The sequence below is a fragment of the Streptomyces sp. 147326 genome, assembly GCF_045000215.1.
Taxonomy (GTDB): domain Bacteria; phylum Actinomycetota; class Actinomycetes; order Streptomycetales; family Streptomycetaceae; genus Streptomyces.
Map to the genome: position 1 here is coordinate 6,073,796 of NZ_CP134201.1, position 18,866 is coordinate 6,092,661.

General features: G+C 71.4%; 17 protein-coding genes and 2 pseudogenes. 12 read left to right on the forward strand and 7 right to left on the reverse strand.

From position 1 onward, the window contains the following. Positions 1–87 precede the first annotated feature (87 nt). The 3 genes and pseudogenes from RIU97_RS27835 to RIU97_RS27845 all read left to right on the forward strand — a co-directional run bounded on the left by RIU97_RS27835 (position 88) and on the right by RIU97_RS27845 (position 2,805). Positions 88–1,534 (forward strand): annotated as a pseudogene (locus RIU97_RS27835) (aldehyde dehydrogenase). After that, on the forward strand, positions 1,534–1,767 hold the full coding sequence (locus tag RIU97_RS27840) for a ferredoxin (protein ID WP_404960327.1): 234 nt from the start codon (positions 1,534–1,536) through the stop codon (positions 1,765–1,767). Before RIU97_RS27835 ends, RIU97_RS27840 begins: the two are co-directional and overlap by 1 nt. Positions 1,768–1,938: 171 nt before the next feature. After that, a complete protein-coding gene (locus RIU97_RS27845; protein ID WP_404960328.1) occupies positions 1,939–2,805 on the forward strand; it encodes a hypothetical protein in 867 nt (288 codons plus the stop codon). Positions 2,806–2,889: 84 nt separating this feature from the next. Here RIU97_RS27845 and RIU97_RS27850 read toward each other — a convergent pair. After that, a pseudogene (locus tag RIU97_RS27850) lies at positions 2,890–2,982 on the reverse strand (VOC family protein); the annotation flags it as partial. 54 nt (positions 2,983–3,036) lie between these two features. Continuing rightward, positions 3,037–3,660, reverse strand: coding sequence for a TetR family transcriptional regulator (locus RIU97_RS27855; RefSeq protein ID WP_404960329.1), 624 nt, complete (start codon positions 3,658–3,660; stop codon positions 3,037–3,039). A 218-nt stretch (positions 3,661–3,878) separates the two neighbouring features. Between RIU97_RS27855 and RIU97_RS27860 the strand changes: the two genes are divergently transcribed. The 3 genes from RIU97_RS27860 to RIU97_RS27870 all read left to right on the forward strand — a co-directional run bounded on the left by RIU97_RS27860 (position 3,879) and on the right by RIU97_RS27870 (position 7,081). Further along, on the forward strand, positions 3,879–5,192 hold the full coding sequence (locus RIU97_RS27860; protein WP_404960330.1) for a glycosyltransferase family 4 protein: 1,314 nt from the start codon (positions 3,879–3,881) through the stop codon (positions 5,190–5,192). A 75-nt stretch (positions 5,193–5,267) separates the two neighbouring features. After that, on the forward strand, positions 5,268–6,002 hold the full coding sequence (locus RIU97_RS27865) for a class I SAM-dependent methyltransferase (RefSeq protein WP_327413733.1): 735 nt from the start codon (positions 5,268–5,270) through the stop codon (positions 6,000–6,002). Next, positions 5,999–7,081 (forward strand): prenyltransferase, encoded by a 1,083-nt coding sequence (locus tag RIU97_RS27870; protein ID WP_404960331.1) that lies wholly within the window; start codon positions 5,999–6,001, stop codon positions 7,079–7,081. The genes RIU97_RS27865 and RIU97_RS27870 overlap by 4 nt, the downstream gene beginning before the upstream one ends. A 13-nt stretch (positions 7,082–7,094) precedes the next feature. Here RIU97_RS27870 and RIU97_RS27875 read toward each other — a convergent pair whose 3' ends face one another. Continuing rightward, entirely contained in the window at positions 7,095–7,397 is a 303-nt protein-coding gene (locus RIU97_RS27875; protein ID WP_319723349.1) for a hypothetical protein, read from the reverse strand. 178 nt (positions 7,398–7,575) lie between these two features. Here RIU97_RS27875 and RIU97_RS27880 point away from each other — a divergent pair, with 178 nt between their 5' ends. Both RIU97_RS27880 and RIU97_RS27885 read left to right on the forward strand, forming a co-directional pair. Beyond that, complete coding sequence (locus RIU97_RS27880; protein ID WP_404962962.1) at positions 7,576–8,154, forward strand: hypothetical protein; 579 nt, start codon at positions 7,576–7,578, stop codon at positions 8,152–8,154. A 49-nt stretch (positions 8,155–8,203) separates the two neighbouring features. Continuing rightward, complete coding sequence (locus RIU97_RS27885) at positions 8,204–8,605, forward strand: hypothetical protein (protein ID WP_404960332.1); 402 nt, start codon at positions 8,204–8,206, stop codon at positions 8,603–8,605. A 75-nt stretch (positions 8,606–8,680) separates the two neighbouring features. Here the strand turns inward: RIU97_RS27885 and RIU97_RS27890 are convergent, their stop codons facing one another. Then, on the reverse strand, positions 8,681–11,428 hold the full coding sequence (locus RIU97_RS27890; RefSeq protein ID WP_404960333.1) for a PKD domain-containing protein: 2,748 nt from the start codon (positions 11,426–11,428) through the stop codon (positions 8,681–8,683). A 361-nt stretch (positions 11,429–11,789) separates the two neighbouring features. Between RIU97_RS27890 and RIU97_RS27895 the strand changes: the two genes are divergently transcribed. The 3 genes from RIU97_RS27895 (at position 11,790) to RIU97_RS27905 (ending at position 14,026) form a co-directional block, all read left to right on the forward strand. Next, positions 11,790–12,005 (forward strand): DUF6243 family protein, encoded by a 216-nt coding sequence (locus RIU97_RS27895; protein ID WP_404960334.1) that lies wholly within the window; start codon positions 11,790–11,792, stop codon positions 12,003–12,005. Between the two features lie 275 nt (positions 12,006–12,280). Continuing rightward, positions 12,281–13,075: an SDR family NAD(P)-dependent oxidoreductase gene (locus tag RIU97_RS27900; RefSeq protein ID WP_404960335.1), complete on the forward strand. Its 795-nt coding sequence runs from the start codon at positions 12,281–12,283 to the stop codon at positions 13,073–13,075. 69 nt (positions 13,076–13,144) lie between these two features. Further along, entirely contained in the window at positions 13,145–14,026 is an 882-nt protein-coding gene (locus RIU97_RS27905; protein WP_404960336.1) for a helix-turn-helix transcriptional regulator, read from the forward strand. Between the two features lie 396 nt (positions 14,027–14,422). Here the strand turns inward: RIU97_RS27905 and RIU97_RS27910 are convergent, their stop codons facing one another. From RIU97_RS27910 to RIU97_RS27920, 3 genes are all read right to left on the reverse strand, one after another. Continuing rightward, a complete protein-coding gene (locus tag RIU97_RS27910) occupies positions 14,423–15,433 on the reverse strand; it encodes an LLM class F420-dependent oxidoreductase (RefSeq protein ID WP_404960337.1) in 1,011 nt (336 codons plus the stop codon). A 112-nt stretch (positions 15,434–15,545) separates the two neighbouring features. Then, a complete protein-coding gene (locus RIU97_RS27915) occupies positions 15,546–16,361 on the reverse strand; it encodes a hypothetical protein (RefSeq protein ID WP_404960339.1) in 816 nt (271 codons plus the stop codon). 150 nt (positions 16,362–16,511) lie between these two features. Continuing rightward, positions 16,512–17,498: an N-acetylmuramoyl-L-alanine amidase gene (locus RIU97_RS27920; RefSeq protein WP_404960340.1), complete on the reverse strand. Its 987-nt coding sequence runs from the start codon at positions 17,496–17,498 to the stop codon at positions 16,512–16,514. Between the two features lie 139 nt (positions 17,499–17,637). Here RIU97_RS27920 and RIU97_RS27925 point away from each other — a divergent pair, with 139 nt between their 5' ends. Further along, entirely contained in the window at positions 17,638–18,642 is a 1,005-nt protein-coding gene (locus RIU97_RS27925) for an AraC family transcriptional regulator (protein ID WP_404960341.1), read from the forward strand. Positions 18,643–18,866: the final 224 nt, after the last annotated feature.

Genomic DNA, 18,866 nt, shown 5'->3' on the forward strand with positions numbered 1-18,866 from the left:
CTTCTCCGCTGTTCCGTCCTGGCCGTGGACTCCTCGAACTAGAACTGGTATCAGTTCTGGAACGCCAAGCCGCAGGAGGCCTCAGCCATGACCGAGCTCGTGGAACACGGACAACTGTTCATCGGCGGGGAGTGGACGGATCCGCTGGGCACCGACACGATCCGGATCGTCTCCCCCCACACCGAGCAGGTCATCGGCTCCGTCCCGCACGCCTCGAAGAGGGACGTGGACCGTGCCGTCGCCGCCGCGCGCAAGGCGTTCGACGAGGGGCCCTGGCCCCGGATGACGCTCGACGAGCGCATCGCCGTCGTCACCCGGATCAAGGACGCCATCGCCGTCCGGCACGAGGAGATAGCCCGCTCGATCAGCTCCCAGAACGGGTCCCCGTACTCCTGGAGCGTCCTCGCCCAGGCGCTGGGCCCGATGATGGTCTACGACGCCGCGATCACCGTCGCGCGCGCCTACCCGTACGAGGAGCACCGCCAGGGCGTGCTCGGCCCGATCCTGGTGCGCCGGGAGCCGGTGGGCGTGGTCGCCGCCGTCATCCCGTGGAACGTCCCGCAGTTCGTGGCGGCGGCCAAGCTGGCCCCCGCCCTGCTGACCGGCTCGACGGTGATCCTCAAGCCGTCCCCCGAGGCGCCGCTGGACTCCTACATCCTGGCCGACATCGCGCGAGGGCGTGCTGTCGATCCTGCCCGCCGACCGCGAGGTCAGCGAGTACCTGGTGGGCCATCCCGGCATCGACAAGGTCGCCTTCACCGGCTCGGTCGCCGCCGGCCAGCGCGTGATGGAGGTCGCCGCCCGCAACCTCACCCGCGTCACCCTCGAACTCGGCGGCAAGTCCGCCGCCGTGATCCTCCCCGACGCGGACCTCGACACGGCCGTCGCCGGGATCGTGCCCGCGGCCTGGATGAACAACGGCCAGGCGTGCGTGGCCCAGACCCGGATCCTCTCCCCGCGCAGCCGGTACGAGGAGGTGGCCGAGGCCCTCGCGGCGGCCGCCGGCGCGCTGGTCGTCGGCGACCCGCTCGACCCGGCGACCCAGCTCGGCCCGCTCGTGGCCCAGCGCCAGCAGCAGCGCTCCCTGGACTACATCCGGATCGGCCAGGAGGAGGGCGCGAAGGTCCTGTCGGGCGGCGGCCGTCCGGCGGGCCTGGACCGCGGCTGGTACGTGGAGCCCACCCTCTTCGGCGACGTGGACAACTCCATGCGCATCGCGCGCGAGGAGATCTTCGGCCCGGTCGTCTGCCTGATCCCGTACGGGGACGAGGAGGAGGCGGTACGGGTGGCCAACGACTCGGACTTCGGCCTCAGCGGCAGCGTCTGGACCGGCGACGTCGAGCACGGCATCGACTTCGGGCGGCGGATCCGCACCGGAACCTTCAACGTCAACACCTTCAGCCTGGACATGCTCGGCCCGTTCGGCGGCTACAAGAACAGCGGCGTGGGCCGCGAGTTCGGCCCGGAGGGGCTGAGCGAGTACCTGGAGCACAAGATGATCCACCTCCCGGCAGGCTACGAGGCGGGTGCCTGATGGGTGACCGCTGGCAGGTCGAGGTGGACCGGGGGGTCTGCATCGGCTCGGGCATGTGCGTGAACCACGCCCCGGACGGCTTCGTCCTAGACTCGGCGCGCCAGTCCCACCCCCGCACCGCACAGTCGGACGCGAACGAACCGATCCTCACGGCGGCGGAGGGCTGCCCGGTGGAGGCCATCCTGATCACCCTGGCCGGCTCGGGCGAACCCGTCTTCCCGCCGGAGGAGTAGGGGGTGGTGTGGTCGGAGTGGTGCTGCCCGCGCCACTTCGGCCACAGGGGGCTCCGGGACTGGAACGGCAGGGCCGAAACCGCTGGTTCCGTCCCCGATTGACATGGCCCGGGGGCCGTCGTTGACTGGAAAAGAGCGCCAGTGACGCACTGGCACAGAAAGGTCGCGGCCATGAAATGCCGCCGTCCGCATCTGGTTGTCCGGCCGCTCCTCGTGGCCTTCGCCCTGTCACAAGCCGTCGTGGTCGGGGGACTGGCCGCCCAGCCTTCTGCCGCGGTCGTCCAGAGCCCGTTCTGCCTCGACAAGGACGACCCCTATTGGAACGGTTGCCGGCAGGGAGCCAACGAGGGTTGGGGCGTGGGCGCCGCGTGCAAACCGAAGCCGGTCCAGTCCTACGGCGACCCCTCGAACCGGTTCCGCCACGGATACGTGGACGGCTTCAACTCGGCCTATGACGCCGGGCTCAAGGACGCCGGATGCCCGCCGATCGAGGGGCCGATCCCGGCGGACCCCCCTTCGACCCCGCCGCCACCGCCGCAGGTCGACCCGCAGGATGAAACCAAGCGGCTCGAATTCGAGGCCAAGTGCGCCGCGAGGGTTCCGGCGACGGCGACGCCGGAGGGGCGGAACCGGACGATGTCGGTCTGCATGAAGGAATCCGGCTACACCTGGACCCCTCCTAAGGAGGCCGACCCGGCGGACGAGAGCAAGCGTGCCGCGTTCGAGTCGAAGTGCGCTGCCAGGATCCCCGCGACGGCGTCGCCGGAGGAGCGGAACCGGACGATGTCCGCCTGCATGAGGGAGTCGGGCTTCAACTGGACCCCTCCTCCGACCGAGACGACGCCTCCGGCCGAACAGACGCCTCCCGCCGAGCAGACCCCGCCGACCGACCAGCCTTCAGGAGTCGACCCGCAGGGGGAGAGCAAGCGTGCCGAGATCGAGGCCACGTGTGCTGCCAGGGTTCCCGCGACGGCGACGCCGGAGGAGCGGGAGCGGACGATGTCCGCCTGCATGAGGGAATCCGGCGTCAGCCCCTGATCCCCGCGCCGTCCCGCCACTGACCCGCGCCGTCCCGCCACTGACCCGTGCCGTCCCGCCTTGTGTCCCGGCGTCCCGCGAGGCCTACTCCGCCCTTTCGGCGGCGCTCCGCTCGACGCAGAGCTCGTTCCCCTCGGGGTCGGCGAGGGTCACCCAGCCGCTCCGATCATGTGTCCGGCCGCTGTCCACCGGAAATGCCGGGGCGGGCCGGGGCGTGACCCAGCGGCTGCTTCAGGCCTTTTCCGGGGCCGTCAGGTCGATCAGACGGCACACCGTCTCGATGTCGATCTTGACCTGGGCGATCGAGGCGCGGCCTGAAAGCCACGTGATCAGCGCCGAGTGCCAGGTGTGCTCGATGACCCGGACCGCCGAGAGCTGCTCCGCGGTCGGCGGGCCCTCCAGGCCCATCGCGTCCAGGATGATCGCCGTGGTCAGCCGGGACACCGTGTCCACCTCGGGGCTCACGCTGCGGTCGGCGAAGGTCAGCGCCCGCACCATCGCGTCGGCCAGCTGCGGTTCCCGCTGCAGGGCGCGGAAGGCCCGCATCAGGGTCTCCGCGACCCGGGCCGCCGGCTCGTCCCCGGCCGGCGGGCGCTTGCGCAGCGTGGTGTGCATGTGCTGGAGCTGGTCCTGCATCGTGGCGACCAGCAGGTGCACCTTGGACGGGAAGTAGCGGTAGAGCGTGCCCAGCGCCACGCCGGCCGCCTCCGCGACCTCGCGCATCTGCACGGCGTCGAAACCGCCCCGGCTGGCCAACTGCGCGCTGGCGTGCAGGATCCGGCGGCGGCGGGCCTCCTGGCGCTCCGTCAGGGGAGGCGACGCCGGTGTGGTGACGGCCTTCACTTCCGCTGTCATGTGTCCCGTTCCGTGTCGTTGCGCGGGCTGATTCCGGGCTGGTCCGCAGTCAGCATGGTAGGCGCCGCAGTCGTGGCGCGAATCACCTGCTCCGCCTCTTACGGTGTAGTTTCCGGCCGGTAGATTCAATGCTCTTCGACGGATCAAGTCTGAAACTTGTTCTACATTATCCGAGCGGTTACGCTCCGGCGAAAGTTGCAGGGAGAAGGGGGCCGAGAGTGACCGCTGAGGCCATGGTGACGAGCCCTTTCGCGGGTTCCGCCACCGACGGCGACCGCCCGCTGCGCATCGCACTCCTCACCTATAAGGGGAACCCGTTCTGCGGCGGCCAGGGCGTCTACGTCCGCCACCTCTCGCGCGAGCTCGTACAGCTGGGGCACTCCGTCGAAGTGATCGGCGCGCAGCCCTACCCGGTGCTCGACACGGGAGCCTCGCTCACCGAGCTCCCGAGCCTGGACCTGTACCGCAGCCCCGACCCCTTCCGCACGCCCAAGCGCGAGGAGTACCGGGACTGGATCGACGCCGTCGAGGTCGCCACCATGTGGACCGGCGGCTTCCCCGAGCCGCTGACCTTCTCGCTGCGCGCCCGCCGCCATCTGGCCGCGCGCGCGGGGGACTTCGACGTCATCCACGACAACCAGACCCTCGGGTACGGCCTCCTCGGCGACCTCGGCGCACCGCTGGTCACGACGATCCACCACCCCATCACCGTCGACCGCAAGCTCGACCTCGACGCCGCGCAGGGCCGCGTGAAGCGGGCCTCCGTACGCCGCTGGTACGCCTTCACCCGCATGCAGGGCCGCGTGGCCCGCAGGCTCCCGTCCGTCCTCACCGTCTCCGGATCCTCCCAGCAGGAGATCGCCGAGCACCTGGGCGTCCGGGACGAGCGCATCCACGTCGTGCACATCGGCGCCGACACCGACCTGTGGTCGCCGGACGCCTCCGTCGCCGAGGTCCCCGGCCGCATCGTCACCACCTCCAGCGCCGACGTCCCGCTCAAGGGGCTCGTGTACCTCGTCGAGGCCCTCGCGAAGCTGCGCACCGAGCGGCCCGAGGCCCACCTCGTCGTGGTCGGCAAGCGCGCCGAACAGGGGCCGGTCGCCCGCGCCATCGAGACGTACGGGCTCCAGGACGCCGTCCGCTTCGTCAAGGGCATCACCGACGCCGAACTCGTCGACCTCGTCCGCAGCGCCCAGATCGCCTGCGTCCCCTCCCTCTACGAGGGCTTCTCGCTCCCGGCGGCCGAAGCCATGGCCACCGGCACCCCGCTCGTCGCCACCACCGGCGGTGCGATCCCCGAGGTCGCCGGACCCGACGGCGAGACCTGCCTCGCGGTGCCCCCGGGCGACGCGGGCGCACTGGCCGCCGCGCTGGGCCGGATGCTGGGCGACCCGCAGCTGCGGGCCCGCCTCGGCGCCGCCGGACGCGAACGGGTCCTGACCCGCTTCACCTGGGCCAAGGCCGCCGAAGGCACCGCCGCGCACTACCGCGCCGCCATCGAGCAGGCCGCCCGCACCCGCCGCGCGCGGTGACCTGCCGCGCGCGGTGACCCTCCGCCTCATCCACACCCCCGCCCCACACCCCCGCGACCGCGAAGGCAGGACCCCGTGCTGACCGTCGATTTCTCCCGGTTCCCGCTCGCCGCAGGCGACCGCGTACTCGATCTGGGCTGCGGCGCAGGCCGGCACGCCTTCGAGTGCTACCGGAGAGGCGCCCAGGTGGTCGCCGTCGACCGCAACGGCGAGGAGATCCGCGAGGTCGCCAAGTGGTTCGCCGCCATGAAGGAGGCCGGCGAGGCTCCGGCCGGGGCCACCGCCACCGCCATGGAGGGCGACGCCCTCGCCCTGCCCTTCCCCGACGACTCCTTCGACGTCGTGATCATCTCCGAGGTCATGGAGCACATCCCCGACGACAAGGGTGTGCTCGCCGAGATGGTGCGCGTGCTCAAGCCCGGCGGGCGCATCGCCATAACCGTCCCGCGCTACGGCCCCGAGAAGATCTGCTGGGCGCTCTCCGACGCCTACCACGAGGTCGAGGGCGGCCACATCCGCATCTACAAGGCGGACGAGCTGCTCGGCAAGATGAGGGCCGCGGGCCTCAAGCCGTACGGCACCCACCACGCGCACGGGCTGCACTCCCCGTACTGGTGGCTCAAGTGCGCCTTCGGCGTCGACAACGACAAGGCGCTGCCCGTCAAGGCGTACCACAAGCTCCTGGTCTGGGACATCATGAAGAAGCCGCTGGCCACGCGGCTCGCCGAGCAGGCCCTGAACCCGCTCATCGGCAAGAGCTTCGTGGCGTACGCGACCAAGCCCCACCTCCCCGTCGGTGCGACCCAGTGAGCTCGCCCGGGCGCACCGAACACCTGGTCCTGGACGGCGTACTGACCGCCGAGCAGGCCGCCGCGACGGTGGCGGGCATCCTCGCCGCCCAGCGCGCGGACGGGGCCATCCCGTGGTTCCGCGGGCACCACCTCGACCCGTGGGACCACACCGAGGCCGCGATGGCGCTGGACGCGGCCGGCGAGCACGAGGCCGCCGAGCGGGCGTACGCGTGGCTGGCACGGCACCAGAACCAGGACGGATCCTGGTACGCGGCCTACGCCGACCGGCCGGACGGCGTGGACACCACCGAGCCGCAGGACGCGAGCCGCGAGAGCAACTTCACCGCCTACATAGCCGTCGGCGTCTGGCACCACTACCTGTCCACCGGCGACGACACCTTCCTCGACCGCATGTGGCCGGCCGTCTACGCGGCCGTGGAGTGCGTCCTGACGCTCCAGCAGCCCGGCGGCGAGATCGGCTGGAAGCGGGAGGCCGACGGCACCGCCGTCACCGACGCCCTCCTCACCGGCTCCTCCTCCATCCACCAGGCACTGCGCTGCGCCCTGGCCATCGCCGAGCACCGCGAGGAGCCGCAGCCCGACTGGGAGCTCGCCACCGGCGCCCTGCGGCACGCGATCCGGCGCCACCCCGAGCGGTTCCTCGACAAGAACCACTACTCGATGGACTGGTACTACCCGGTCCTCGGCGGGGCCCTGACCGGCGCCGAGGCCACGGCGCGCATCGAGCAGCGCTGGGACGAGTTCGTGGTCCCGGACCTCGGCGTGCGCTGCGTCCTGCCCAACCCGTGGGTGACGGGCGGCGAGTCCTGCGAGCTGGCGCTCGCGCTGTGGGCGACGGGGGAGTCCGACCGGGCCCTGGAGATCCTGCGCTCGATCACCCACCTGCGCGCCGACAACGGCATGTACTGGACGGGCTACGTCTTCCAGGACGAGGCCGTCTGGCCCGTGGAGCAGACCACCTGGACCGCCGGGTCCCTGCTGCTCGCCGTGGCGGCGCTGGGCGGGGACGAGGCCACCACCGCGGTGTTCGGCGGGACCTCGCTCCCTGCCGGACTGGAGCCCGACTGCTGCGGCTGAGCCGTGGCCGGCGTCAGCGCCGGTAGAGCCAGCCGGCCACGGCGTGGCCGACGAGGAGGTAGACCACGGCGGCCACGCCGTAGCCGAAGACGACCTGGACCCATTCCTTGCTGAAGGTGAACAGGTCGTAGGACCAGCCGGCCAGCCAGCTGGCGGTGTCGTGGACGAACTCCACGAGCTCGTTGCCCCGGTTGGCGTCCAGCAGGTACATCAGGATCCACAGGGCGATGACGAAGGCCAGTACGTCCGCCACCAGTGCGACGGCCCGCCCGGCCTGACTGCTTCCGCGTGCGCTTGCTCGGGTGTGTGTGGGCATGTTCCGCGTGTTGCCGCATTGGCGGGCGGCAAACCCGAACGGGTCCCGCGAGTGGCGGGGCCGGGGGACCGGGGTGAGGCTGCGGGGGACACCTCAGCCCCCGGAGGAAACCGTGTCCGTACCCACGACCGTCCGATTCCGTCGCGCCGTCACCGCGGTGGTCCTGTCCACCGCGCTGATGGTCGGCGCCACCGCCTGCGGCAGCGACGGCGGTGGCAGCCGGCAGGAGGAGCTCTCGGCCGCCTCGATGGGGGAGCTGGCCGCGCTGTCGGCCGCGGAGCCGTCCGCCGTCGAAGCCGACGAGCTGGCCGCCGCCGCCGCGCCCTCGCCCACCACGAGCGCCGAGAAGCAGAAGTTCGCCAAGACGCGCTTCGTCGCCAACGCCGGGCTCGCGGCCGGAGCGACGTACCAGTGGATCATCAAGCCGTACCGTGCGGGCAAGTTCAAGAAGGGCGCGAAGGGCCGTACCTTCGCGCTGATCAAGGCCGGCCTCGCGGGTGCGTTCGCGTACAACCGGCTGAAGGCGGCGGCCGACAACGCCAAGGGCGACCCGCTGCTGTCGAAGGCGATGGCGCCGCTGACGGCGGGCATCGCGTCCCTCAAGGGCCTCGGCAGCAAACTGCGCAAGGGCGACGCCGGCGACGCCGACATCAACTCCTTCGACGACGTCATCAGCAGCGTCAAGGATGCGGGCAAGAGCGCGGGCGCCGAGGTCGTCGACAAGGTCCCCAGCACGTCCCAGCTGAGCGGCGGCTGAGCGCGCCCGCCCGGCCCGGCGGCCGGTTCCGGCCTGTTTCAATGGGCGCATGATCGAGTACGTGTTCCTCGCCGCCGGGGCCGCCGGAGTTGCGTGGCTGTTGCGGCGCAAGCACCTCGCGCGGACGGCCACCGGCCCCGTGCCCGGGATCCCCGGGATGGCGCGCCGGCCCGCCGGCGAAGGGCGCTGGCGGGCGGGGCGGGTGTACGCCGACGGGGGCGCGGCCCGCTGGGTCCCGGAGCGCGGTGAGCCCGTACCGCTGCCCGGCGGGCGTGCCACCGGGGTGCGGGTCCCCTCCGTGAAGGAGGGCATCGTCATCAACCCCGGCTCGCGGATCGTCACCTGCACGTACGAGGGCGGTGGGAGCATCGAGATCGCCGTGATGCCGCTGGATGTGCGCGAGCTGCTGGAGGCGGTCCCCCAGGCGGACACGGACACCCCCTCGCCCTGACACGCCGGGAGCCCCGGTCACCGCGGTGTGCGCGGTGACCGGGGCTCCGGTGTGCTGCGGGTGTTCCCTGCGCGGCTAGCCCTGAGTGAAGTAGCCGAACAGGTCGGTGATCACGTGGTTGCTGCCGCCCCAGCTGTTCCAGATGCTGACGCGGCCGTCGGCGACGGGGCTGGTGACGTGGTTGGGGACGGTCTCGCCGGGGCGCGTCTGGAGGCTGCTGGCCTCGGGCCGCGTGCCGCCGTGTCCGTAGACGGTGAGGAAGCCGGGGCCGGTGGTGTCGGTGGCGGTCACGTTCAGGGCCGCGCCGACGGCGCCCGCGGGCAGTCCGGCGACCGAGGCGGTGGCGCCGGGGGCGAGCTTGCCGGTGGTGCGGGTGTCGGCGAGGCGCTGCGGAACGGCGGGCGTGAAGAGGGTGCTGCCGTTCGTGGCGTAGTAGCCCACCGCGTCCAGGATCAGGTGGGTGGAGCCGGTGTTGGTGTAGAGGATGACGGTGCCGCCCGGGCCGACGGGGACGATGGCCTGGTTGGACTTGTCCTTGCCGGGCTCGAGGTTGAGGTTCGAGGTGGCCGGCCGCTTGTCCGGCTCAGAGTAGGCGATGACGTGCGCCTGCTCGGTCGCGCCGGTGCCGGTCAGGTTGAGGACGACCGCCTTGGCGTCGGCCGGGATGCCGTTGACCCCGGCGACCTTGACGGTACGGGTCTGGCCGCCGCCCAGCGCGCCGCCGGTGGTGCGGGTGTCGAGGACGCGGGTCGGGGCGAGCGGGGAGAACCGGTCACCGCCGCCCGGCTGGTAGTAGCCGACGAAGTCGACGATCAGTGCGGCCTTGCCGGAGTTGAGCTGCGCCGAGAGCTTGCCGTCGGCGCCCACCGGGACGGTGACCGTGTTGGAGGAGGTGCCGCCCGCCTTGACGTTGACGTTCGAGGTGACCGGGCGGGACTGGCCCGACGGCCACACGCTGAGGTGGGTGTCCTCGGTGGCGCCGGTGACCGTCACGTTCACGACCGCCGCGGAGGCGCCGGCCGTGTGGTGCGGGCCCGAGCTGGTGAAGACGACCGGCAGGGAGAACGCGGTGGCGGTGCCGCCCTGGACGGGGGTGTTGGTGGTGCGGGTGTCCAGGACGCGGAACGGACGCTGGGAGACGTAGCCGGCCGGGGTGTAGGCGACCTGCACGGTCCGCTCGGCCGTGGAGGTGGCGCCCTGGACGTCCAGGAGGGTCGTGGTCACCTTGTAGGTGCCGGGCTGCTTGTAGGCGTGCCGGACCGGCTCCAGAGCGCTGCGGCTCTCCTTCGTGCCGTCACCGAAGTCCACGTCCACGCGCTGGACCGGCCACGGCGTGGTGGCGGTCCGCGGGTCGGCCTCGGCGGACAGCGGGGGCACGAACTCCCTGGGGGCGTCCGCGTTCGGCAGGACCGGCTGCACGGTGAAGGCCGTGGTCAGCGGGGTGGCCGCGGTCACCTTGGCCGTCACGGTGGTGGAGACCTGCTGCCGGACCTTGTTGGACGCCGTCACCTTGACCGTGCACGCGCACGGCTTGTCGTAGACGTGCTCGGCGGTGGCGGCCGAGGTGACGACCGGGGCGGTGCCGTCGCCGAAGTCGTACGCGTAGGTGAGCGCGGTGAGCCAGCGGCTGTCCGCCGTGGCCTTGACCTTCACGGTGGTACCGGCCGGGGCCCAGCCCGGTTCGAGCTCCGCCCGGACACTGCGCAGGTCGTCGTACAACTCGAAGGCGCCGCGGTCCAGGTACCCGCCGTCCTTGCCGGTGTTGGGTACGCGCGGGTCGTCCCCGATCTCCCGCCCGAAGTAGTCGGTGAGCAGTACGCCCGGCGCCGTCGCGTCGGCGGAGTCGACCGTGGGGGAGCCGTCCAGCGCTCCGACGCCCTTCGGCGACGGGGTCAGGATGTCGTGCGCGCCCTGGCCGGTCCCGGCGTGGAAGGCGGCCTGGTCCGGGTAGGTGGCGCCGGCCCACTTGTAGGCCACCCGGTCGGCGGTGAAGGGGCCGGTGATCAGGTTGTAGTCGGCGCGGGTGCCGGTGGCCGCGGTCTGCGCCACCTCGATGCCGTAGCGCGCGCCGGGGTCCCCGCAGCCGGCCTCGAAGTCGGTGTGGACCACGTTGTTGAACAGGGACGAGCCGGTGGAGCCGCCGGTGAGCTTGATGCCCGCCTCGCAGTCGCGGCGGATCGTGTTGTTGGTGACGACCAGGCCGGTCGCGTCCCAGGCGACGACCGCCGGGTTGACGTAGCCCTGGATCTCGTTGCGGCTCAGTACGACGTCGTGCGCGTTCTCCACGCGGACGGACGTCTTCAGCTTGCTGTGCTGGAGGCGGACGTCCGCGCTGCCCCCGTCGATCGTGACGGAGTCGGGGTTGCCGCCGGCGGCGAGCCCGCGGAGCTCCACGTCGGTGGAACCGGTGACCCGGACACCGGCCGGGGCGTCCAGTCCGACGACCTTCACGGAGGAGACGTTGCTGATGGTCAGGGTCTTGCCCGGCGCCAGCCTGAACCTCGGGAGGGCCTCCTCCCCGTCGGAGACGAAGGCGATCGGCTTGCCCGGCAGCCCGGCACGGTTGATGGTGACGTTCTCGTCGTACGGCTTGACGCCCGGCTCGATGCGCACGGTCTGGCCCGGCTGCACGACCTTGACCGCGGCCGAGATCGTGCAGAAGGGGCTGGCGTACGTGCCGGGCCCGGTGTCCGAACAGCGGGGGCCGGCGACATTGCTGACGTAGAGGGAGGCCGGGGTTCCGGCGGCGGCCGCGGTGGCCGGCACGCCGAGGAGGGAGACGAGACCCGCGGTCAGCAGGATCGTCGCGCGAGTGGGACGCACCAGAAGGGTTCCTTCGAGCAGAGGACGGCGTGGGTCGCCACGGGTGCGGCGCATCGCGACCTGTATGCGGCCAGTTCCCCCCGGCGGCAGTCGGGCGCACGCGAAACCCGTAGCGGCGACGATCATCATCCACTTTCGGCCAGCCGCTGTCATTTCCGATGATCGGATCAGAGACCTGAAGGTTGTCCCGTAAAGGATTGGTGTGCGGGGCCGACGGAACCGGGTAACGTCTTTGTCATGTTCTTCCAGACGCCGATTTACGAGTGAGAGCGTGATGGGCCCCTGCTGACGTCCTTCGACGTCGCCGCCCGTCCCCCACCGACGAATCCGTAGATCCTTCACATCATTACCGGGAGAACCTGTGACCGTGAGCAAGAACATCAACAACCCCGTGGGCATGGGCGGCGGCCAGCGCAAGAGGCTGTCCCGCGCCGAACGGCAGAACAACGGTCCGCACCGGAACCTCGACCGCCGGGGTGCAGCCGACCAGAAGGCGGAGCTGGTGCGCAAGATGCGCGAGAAGGCGGGCGCAGCTGAGGACGCAGGGCAGGCGGGCGACGACACCGCACAGAGCTGACGCACCGCCGCGGCAGGGTGGCACCGCACGGGGCAGGGCCCGGACCGCGACGCGCGGTCCGGGCCCTGCTGCCGTATCGGGGCCCTGCACAGCCCTTGGTGGTCGGCTCCGGAAGTCCTTCGGGGTTGATTCCGGGGCCGGGCGGTGTGTGTCGCATCGTTGGACGTCCAAGGCGGTGGGTGGAGGCTGTCTCGGCCGCCTGCAGAAGGGGGGCCTGGGAGACCCAGGTTGATCTGGGCCTGGTTGGCCCGAAGGCTGGTGGCGAAGCTGTGGCCATGACCGACAGCAACAGTGATGTGACCGGCTTCCACGACCGTGTCGTCCTGATCACCGGCGGAACCAGCGGAATGGGCCTGGCTACCGCGCGTCTGCTCCTGGAAGCCGGCGCCCATATCGTCATCACCGGCCGCGACGATGCCCGCCTCGACCGCGCAGCCGAACAACTGTACAAAGCGTCCGACCAGGGTGCCCGGTTGCTCACGGTCCGAGCTGACTCCGCCAGACTCACCGATCTCGACCGTTTGGCTGCCCTGATCCGTGAACGCCACGGACGTCTGGACGGAGTGTTCGCCAATGCCGGGGTCGGAGTGTTCCAGCGCAGTGGCGAGGTCACTGAGCAGGACTTCGATCTCAGCGTCGACGTCAACTTCAAGGGGGTGTTCTTCACGGTCCAGAAGGTTCTGCCGCTGCTCGACGCGGCGGGTGGCGGTTCCATCGTGATCAACGCCTCGTGGACACTGCACCGGGGCCTGGCCGTCGCACCGGTGTATGCGGCCACCAAGGCCGCCGTCCACAATCTGGCCCGCACGCTGGGCAGTGATCTCGCCGAGCGCGGCGTCCGGGTCAACTCGATCAGCCCGGGCTACATCGTCACCGAGATGTTCGATGCCGCCAACCCGGACCCTGCCTCACACGATGCCATCCGCTCCCAGGTGCCGCTGGGGCGGCTCGGCCGGGCCCAGGACATCGCCGAGAGCGTGGCCTTCCTCCTCTCCCCGCGGTCCTCGTACATCACCGCCCAGGACATCGCCGTCGACGGGGGCCTGGTGACTGCCATCCCCGCCTCCTGACGGCGGGCGTGGCTGCCTGGCCCCGGCAGGGCCAGGCAGCCACCCCTCACGACCGGCCACAATCGTCGTATGAGCACAGCCATCAACCTGGGCGAGTTCCTCCGCTCCCGCCGCTCCCTCCTGCACCCTGAAGACGTTGCCCTGCCGGACTTCGGAGGCCAGCGCCGGGTCGCGGGCCTGCGCCGCGAGGAGATCGCGCAGCTGGCCGGAGTGAGCGTCGACTATTACACCCGGATGGAACAGGGTCGCGTGCCCAACCCCTCGGGCGCGGTACTCGACGCCCTGGCCCGCGCACTGCGGCTGGACGGGGATGCCACGCGGCACCTGCACCGCCTCGCCCGACCGCAGCCCTCCGCCCGGCACGTTCCCCGGCGCCAGGTCCGGCCGCAACGCGTGCGCCCCATGCTCCAGCGATTGCTGGACGATCTGGTGGACATGCCAGCGATGGTGATGGGCCGACGCATGGACATACTGGCCTGGAACACAGCAGCGGCCGCCCTCTTCGGCGACTACGCGCCCCTGCACCGGGCCGAGCGCAACATCGCCCGGATCACCTTCCTCGACGAGACGTCCCGGGAACTGTATGCCGACTGGACCTCCTGCGCCCGCGAGAACGTGGCCTACCTCCACATGGACGCGGGACGGCACCCCGAGGACCCCCGGTTGGCGAGCCTGATCGGCGAACTGTCGATGAAGAGCGAGGACTTCCGTCGCTGGTGGGCCGAGCATCCAGTGCAGGACAAGACCTCGGGAACCAAGCGATTCCACCATCCGGTGGTCGGCGATCTGGAACTGGCCTACGAGACCCTGCGCGCAACGGACGACCCTGATCAGGCCTTGATCACATATGCCGCCGAGCGGGGCAGCCCCTCGCACGACGCCCTGCGGATGCTGCTGGCCTGGGCCACTGAGGCTCCCTCCCCCATGCCGGACGACGACCGCGCGCGCTGACCTTCCGGGCGTCCGGGCCGCACCGCCGGCGACCTGAAGCTGCGTCAGACGCGCCATCGGTCAATGCCCGACCAGCACATCGAGGAACAGAGCACCACAGACCGGCAGGCCCGGTCCCGACGGACATCCGCGCACCGATCCGTGTTGCGTGGCGAACCCCTGCTCGCCGAGGCGGGGGCAACAGACGACGGGGTGGCGTGATCCACCTCTCCCGATCGGCCCGCCCGCCGACCGCTACAACGCCACGGCGCAGCCGTTCCAGTGGAAGTTCACCACCTCCGACCTTGACGATCTGCTGGCCCGACTCGACCGGCACACACCCGCCGACCGACAAGAAGAATCCTCCGCCGCCCTGGCAGCCCGATCAACCCCCGAAGGACTTCCGGAGCCGACCGCTTAGCTGTTGAGTTCCGCCAGCACCCGGAGGGTGTGCGGGTCCGGGGCCGTCACGAGGAGGTCGGTGACCGGGCCCTTGCGCCACACTTCCAGGCGTTCGGCGATCCGCTCCCGCGGGCCGATCAGGGAGATCTCGTCGGCGAAGGCGTCGGGGACGGCCAGGACGGCCTCCTCCTTGCGGCCGGCGAGGAACAGCTCCTGGATGCGGCGGGCCTCCTCCTCGTAGCCCATCCGGGCCATCAGGTCGGCGTGGAAGTTGCGGGCCGCGTGGCCCATGCCGCCGATGTAGAAGCCGAGCATCGCCTTGACCGGGAGCAGCCCCTCCGCGACGTCCTCGCAGACGTGGGCGCGGGCCATCGGCGCGATCATGAAGCCTTCGGGGAGCTCCGTCAGCGCGGCCTGGTAGACGTCGGTGCGGGTCGGCGACCAGTACAGGGGCAGCCAGCCGTCCGCGATCCGCGTGGTCTGGGCGATGTTCTTCGGTCCCTCGGCGCCCAGCAGGAGCGGCAGGTCCGCGCGGAGCGGGTGGGTGATGGGTTTCAGGGGCTTGCCGGTGCCGATGCCGTCCCCGCCGCGGTACGGGTGGCTGTGGAAGCGGCCGTCCAGTGCGACCGGGCCCTCGCGGCGCAGCACCTGGCGGATGACGTCGACGTACTCGCGGGTCGCGGTGAGCGGGCTCGCGGGGAAGGGGCGCCCGTACCAGCCCTCGACCACCTGCGGGCCGGACAGGCCCAGGCCGAGCATCATCCGGCCGCCGGAGAGGTGGTCCAGGGTGAGGGCGTGCATGGCGGTGGCGGTCGGGGTGCGGGCGGCCATCTGCGCGATGGCCGTGCCGAGCCGGATCCGCGAGGTGTGCGCGGCGATCCAGGTCAGCGGGGTGAAGGCGTCCGAGCCCCAGGCCTCGGCGGTCCACACCGAGTCGTAGCCGAGGTTCTCGGCCTCGGTGGCGAGGTCGAGGTGGGCGGGCTGGGGGCCGCGGCCCCAGTAGCCGAGTGCGAGTCCGAGGCGCATGTACGTCCCTCCGCGGTGCCGACAGCCATGTCTGACGATGCGTCAGGTGACTGTAGGGCAACGGCCCCCCGCCCGGAAGGGCGGGGGGCCGTCGTGTGCGCGGGAGCGGGACTCAGCCGCGCTGGATGCCCGAGGTGTCGTTCAGGATGCCGCGGCGGCCGTCCTGGGTCTGCGCGACCAGGGTGTCCGGACCGCGCTGCTCGACGGCCAGGTACCAGGTGCCCGGGGCGAGTTCGGCGATCGGGGTGGGGGTGCCGTCCTCGGCGAAGAGGGGGCGGGCCACCGGGACCGCGAACCAGAACGGGGTGAAGTCCGCCGCCGGGGCGGGCGTCGGAGCCGGCTGGTGGGCCTCCTGCGGCGCCGGCGTCGGCGTGCCGCCGTACGGCGGGACCGGCTGCGGGGTGGAACCGTAGGGCTGCTGCCCGCCCGGGTAGCCGTACCCGGCGCCCGGCTGGGGCTGGCCCGGCTGGCCCGCGTACGGCGGGACGGCGGCCGGCTTCGGCTCCGGCACCAGCTGGCCCGCGAGGGCCGGGATCTTCGCACCGGCCACGGCCACGCCGGCCAGCGCCAGGGTGGCGAGGAAGGCGAGGACGGCGCCGGCGCCCAGGTCGAGCTGGCTCGGGCAGGTGATCAGCGCCCACAGCGCGGACCAGGCGGCCGAGACGGCGAGCACGGTGCCCCACGCCGTCAGCGGCAGGCCCAGCACCTTGCGGGTCTCCGGCTGGAAGCGGCCCGCGATGAGCAGGCCGGCGGCGATGAAGCCGAGCAGGAAGACGCTGGGAAGCGCCAGGCGGTAGGCGTCGGTGTCCCACGCGCTCGGCAGGTCGCCACCCGTGGTGGAGTAGAAATCGAGGAACGAGGCGATGAACAGCAGCGCCGCTGCTCCGATCACCACGCCGTCGCCTCGAGTGAGGGAGCGGATGTTCACGTCTTAGGTGTCCTTCTCGGTCTCGGTCGTCTCGTGGTGCCGCGGTCGCAGATCGCGCCTGCACAGGGCGGGCGGCACCATGGTACGGAGGTTCCCCGCGGCCGAGATGATCGGGGCGGCGAGCAGCCCCGACGGGGCTGCCGAGGTGGACTACCCGCCCAGGAAACCGACGATGCCGTCCGCGATGCCCTGCGCCGCCTTCTGCCGCCACTCCGGACTCGTCAGCTGCGCCGCGTCCTTGGCATCACGCATGTTGCCGCATTCGATGAACACCTTGGGCCGAGTTGACAGGTTCAGTCCGCCGAGGTCGTCACGGACGACCAAACCGGTGCCGCTGCCCAGGTAGTTGGCGGGGGCCGAGCCGGTGGTGCGGGCGAAGTTCCCGGCGATGCGCTCGCCGAGCTCGCGGGAGGGTTCGACGATCTTCGCGGTGTCCGCGGCGCCGCCCTTGACCTTGGCGGGGAGGATGACGTGGAAGCCGCGGCTGCCCGCGGAGACCCCGTCGGCGTGGACGGAGACGACGGCGTCGGCATTGGCCTCGTTGCCGATGCGGGCCCGCTCGGTGATGCACGGGCCCCACGGGCGGTCCTGCTGGTGGGTCAGGACCACCTTCGCGCCCTGGGCCTCCAGGGCCGCCCGCAGGCGCAGGGACACGTCGTAGGTGAACTCCGCCTCCATGTAACCGGAGTTGGTGGTGGTGCCGGTGGTGTCGCACTCCTTGCGGCCCGTACCGATGTCGACCTGCTGGTCGATCTCGTCGGTGTGCTTGAAGTTGCCCGTGTTGTGGCCGGGGTCGACGACCACGGTCTTGCCCGCGAGCGGGCCCTTGGCGGGAGCCGGTACGGGGGCGGCCGCGGGCGAGCTCGCTTCCGTACTCGGGCTGCCGCTCGGGGTGGACCCCGGCTTCGCGTCCCGCTGGCCCGGCGACAGGGCCGAGTGCGAGGCGGGCAGCGGCCGGGGCTGCTGCCCGTCGGACCCGGAGCCGGACAGCACCTGGGTCAGCACCCAGCCGGCCAGACAGGCCGGGGCGAGCGCGGCGACCCCGACGACGAGCGTGGAGCGTCGGGTGAACCAGGGCCGGTCCGGACTGACCGAGGAACCGGACTCGGGGGGCGGGTAACTGTCGTCTTTGCGCACGCGGCGATGCTAGACCGCCCCGCTGCCGCCCGGCTGGTACTGGGCCATCCGAGGGCGCGGTGCGCTTATATGAGAGGCCCGCCACTCCCCTGGCCGTTAGATTCCGGAATTCACCTCAAGTTACCGGGGAGTTGGGTTCATGTCTGGCATCAACGCGGTGGGTCCGGAGGTCGAGAACGGAGACCGGGGCCTCCTCTTCCGGGGGAGCGACGTCGAGGAGCTCAGTGACCTGATACGCGTGCGGTTCGCGCCCCATCGATTATCGGTCCTGGGCGATCATCCGCTGGACGGCTGTTTCCGGCGTGTGCATGAAGGGGCGGTCGCGATCTACGAGCTGGGGTACGGCTCGGAGGTCGACATCACGCCCGAGGCACCGCTGGACTTCTACAACATTCATGTCCCGCTCGCCGGCGGTGGCGCCGTCACCGTGAACGGGAAGACGCTCTCCTCCCCGCTCAGCATCGCGGGACCGGAACAGAAGCTGACGATGCGCTGGAGCCACGACAGCGTGAACCGGTCCCTGATCATCCCGCGCCACGTCGTCGACCAGGCCCTCGCCGTCCGGCTCGGCGACCAGCCGCAGAAGCCCCTGGACTTCGCTCCGGTCTTCGACGACCGGGCGGACCCGGTGCGGGCGTGGCTGAATGTGGTGAAGCACTTCGCCGAATTCGCCGACTCCGCCCTCGCGGCCCGTTCGCCACTGGCGATCCGGCACTTCGAGCAGCTCCTCGTGAACGGCCTGCTGGACGCACAGCCCCACCTGCTCAGCGAGGCGGTGGCGGGCCGCGGCTGCGTCGCCCTGCCCAGCGCCGTACGGCGCGCCACGGTCTTCTGCGCCGAACACGCCGGCGAACCCGTATCGGTGGCCGACATGGCGCAGGCCGCCCGGGTCGGCGTCCGGAGTCTGAGGGAGGGCTTCCGGACGCACATGGACACCACTCCGCTGGCGTACCTGCGCAGTGTGCGGCTGGACCTCGCGCGCCGCGACCTCCTCGAGGTCGCCGAAGGTCATGTCTCGCAGACCGTCACCGATGTGGCGCTGCGCTGGGGTTTCATGCATCTGGGCCGCTTCACCGGACACTATCGCAAAGCCTATGGGGAGACCCCTTCGCAGACGGTGCGCAGCGCCCGCCCGGTCTTGTGACCCCGGAGGGCCGGGCTCTCCGCTATCCGGAAACGTGTCCGCGCCCTGCCGAAAGCGGATAGCTGCACCACTTGCGCCAGGGCCATGCTGTGGTCCTGTCGGCCCGGACCACGGCCGACGGTGCACGCGGCGCATCTCCTGCGGGCCACGTTCACAGGTGCCTCGCCGGATGCCTCGGGCCGCTGACAGCGGCCGTTTCCAGACCGGAGTTCACACCAGCAAAT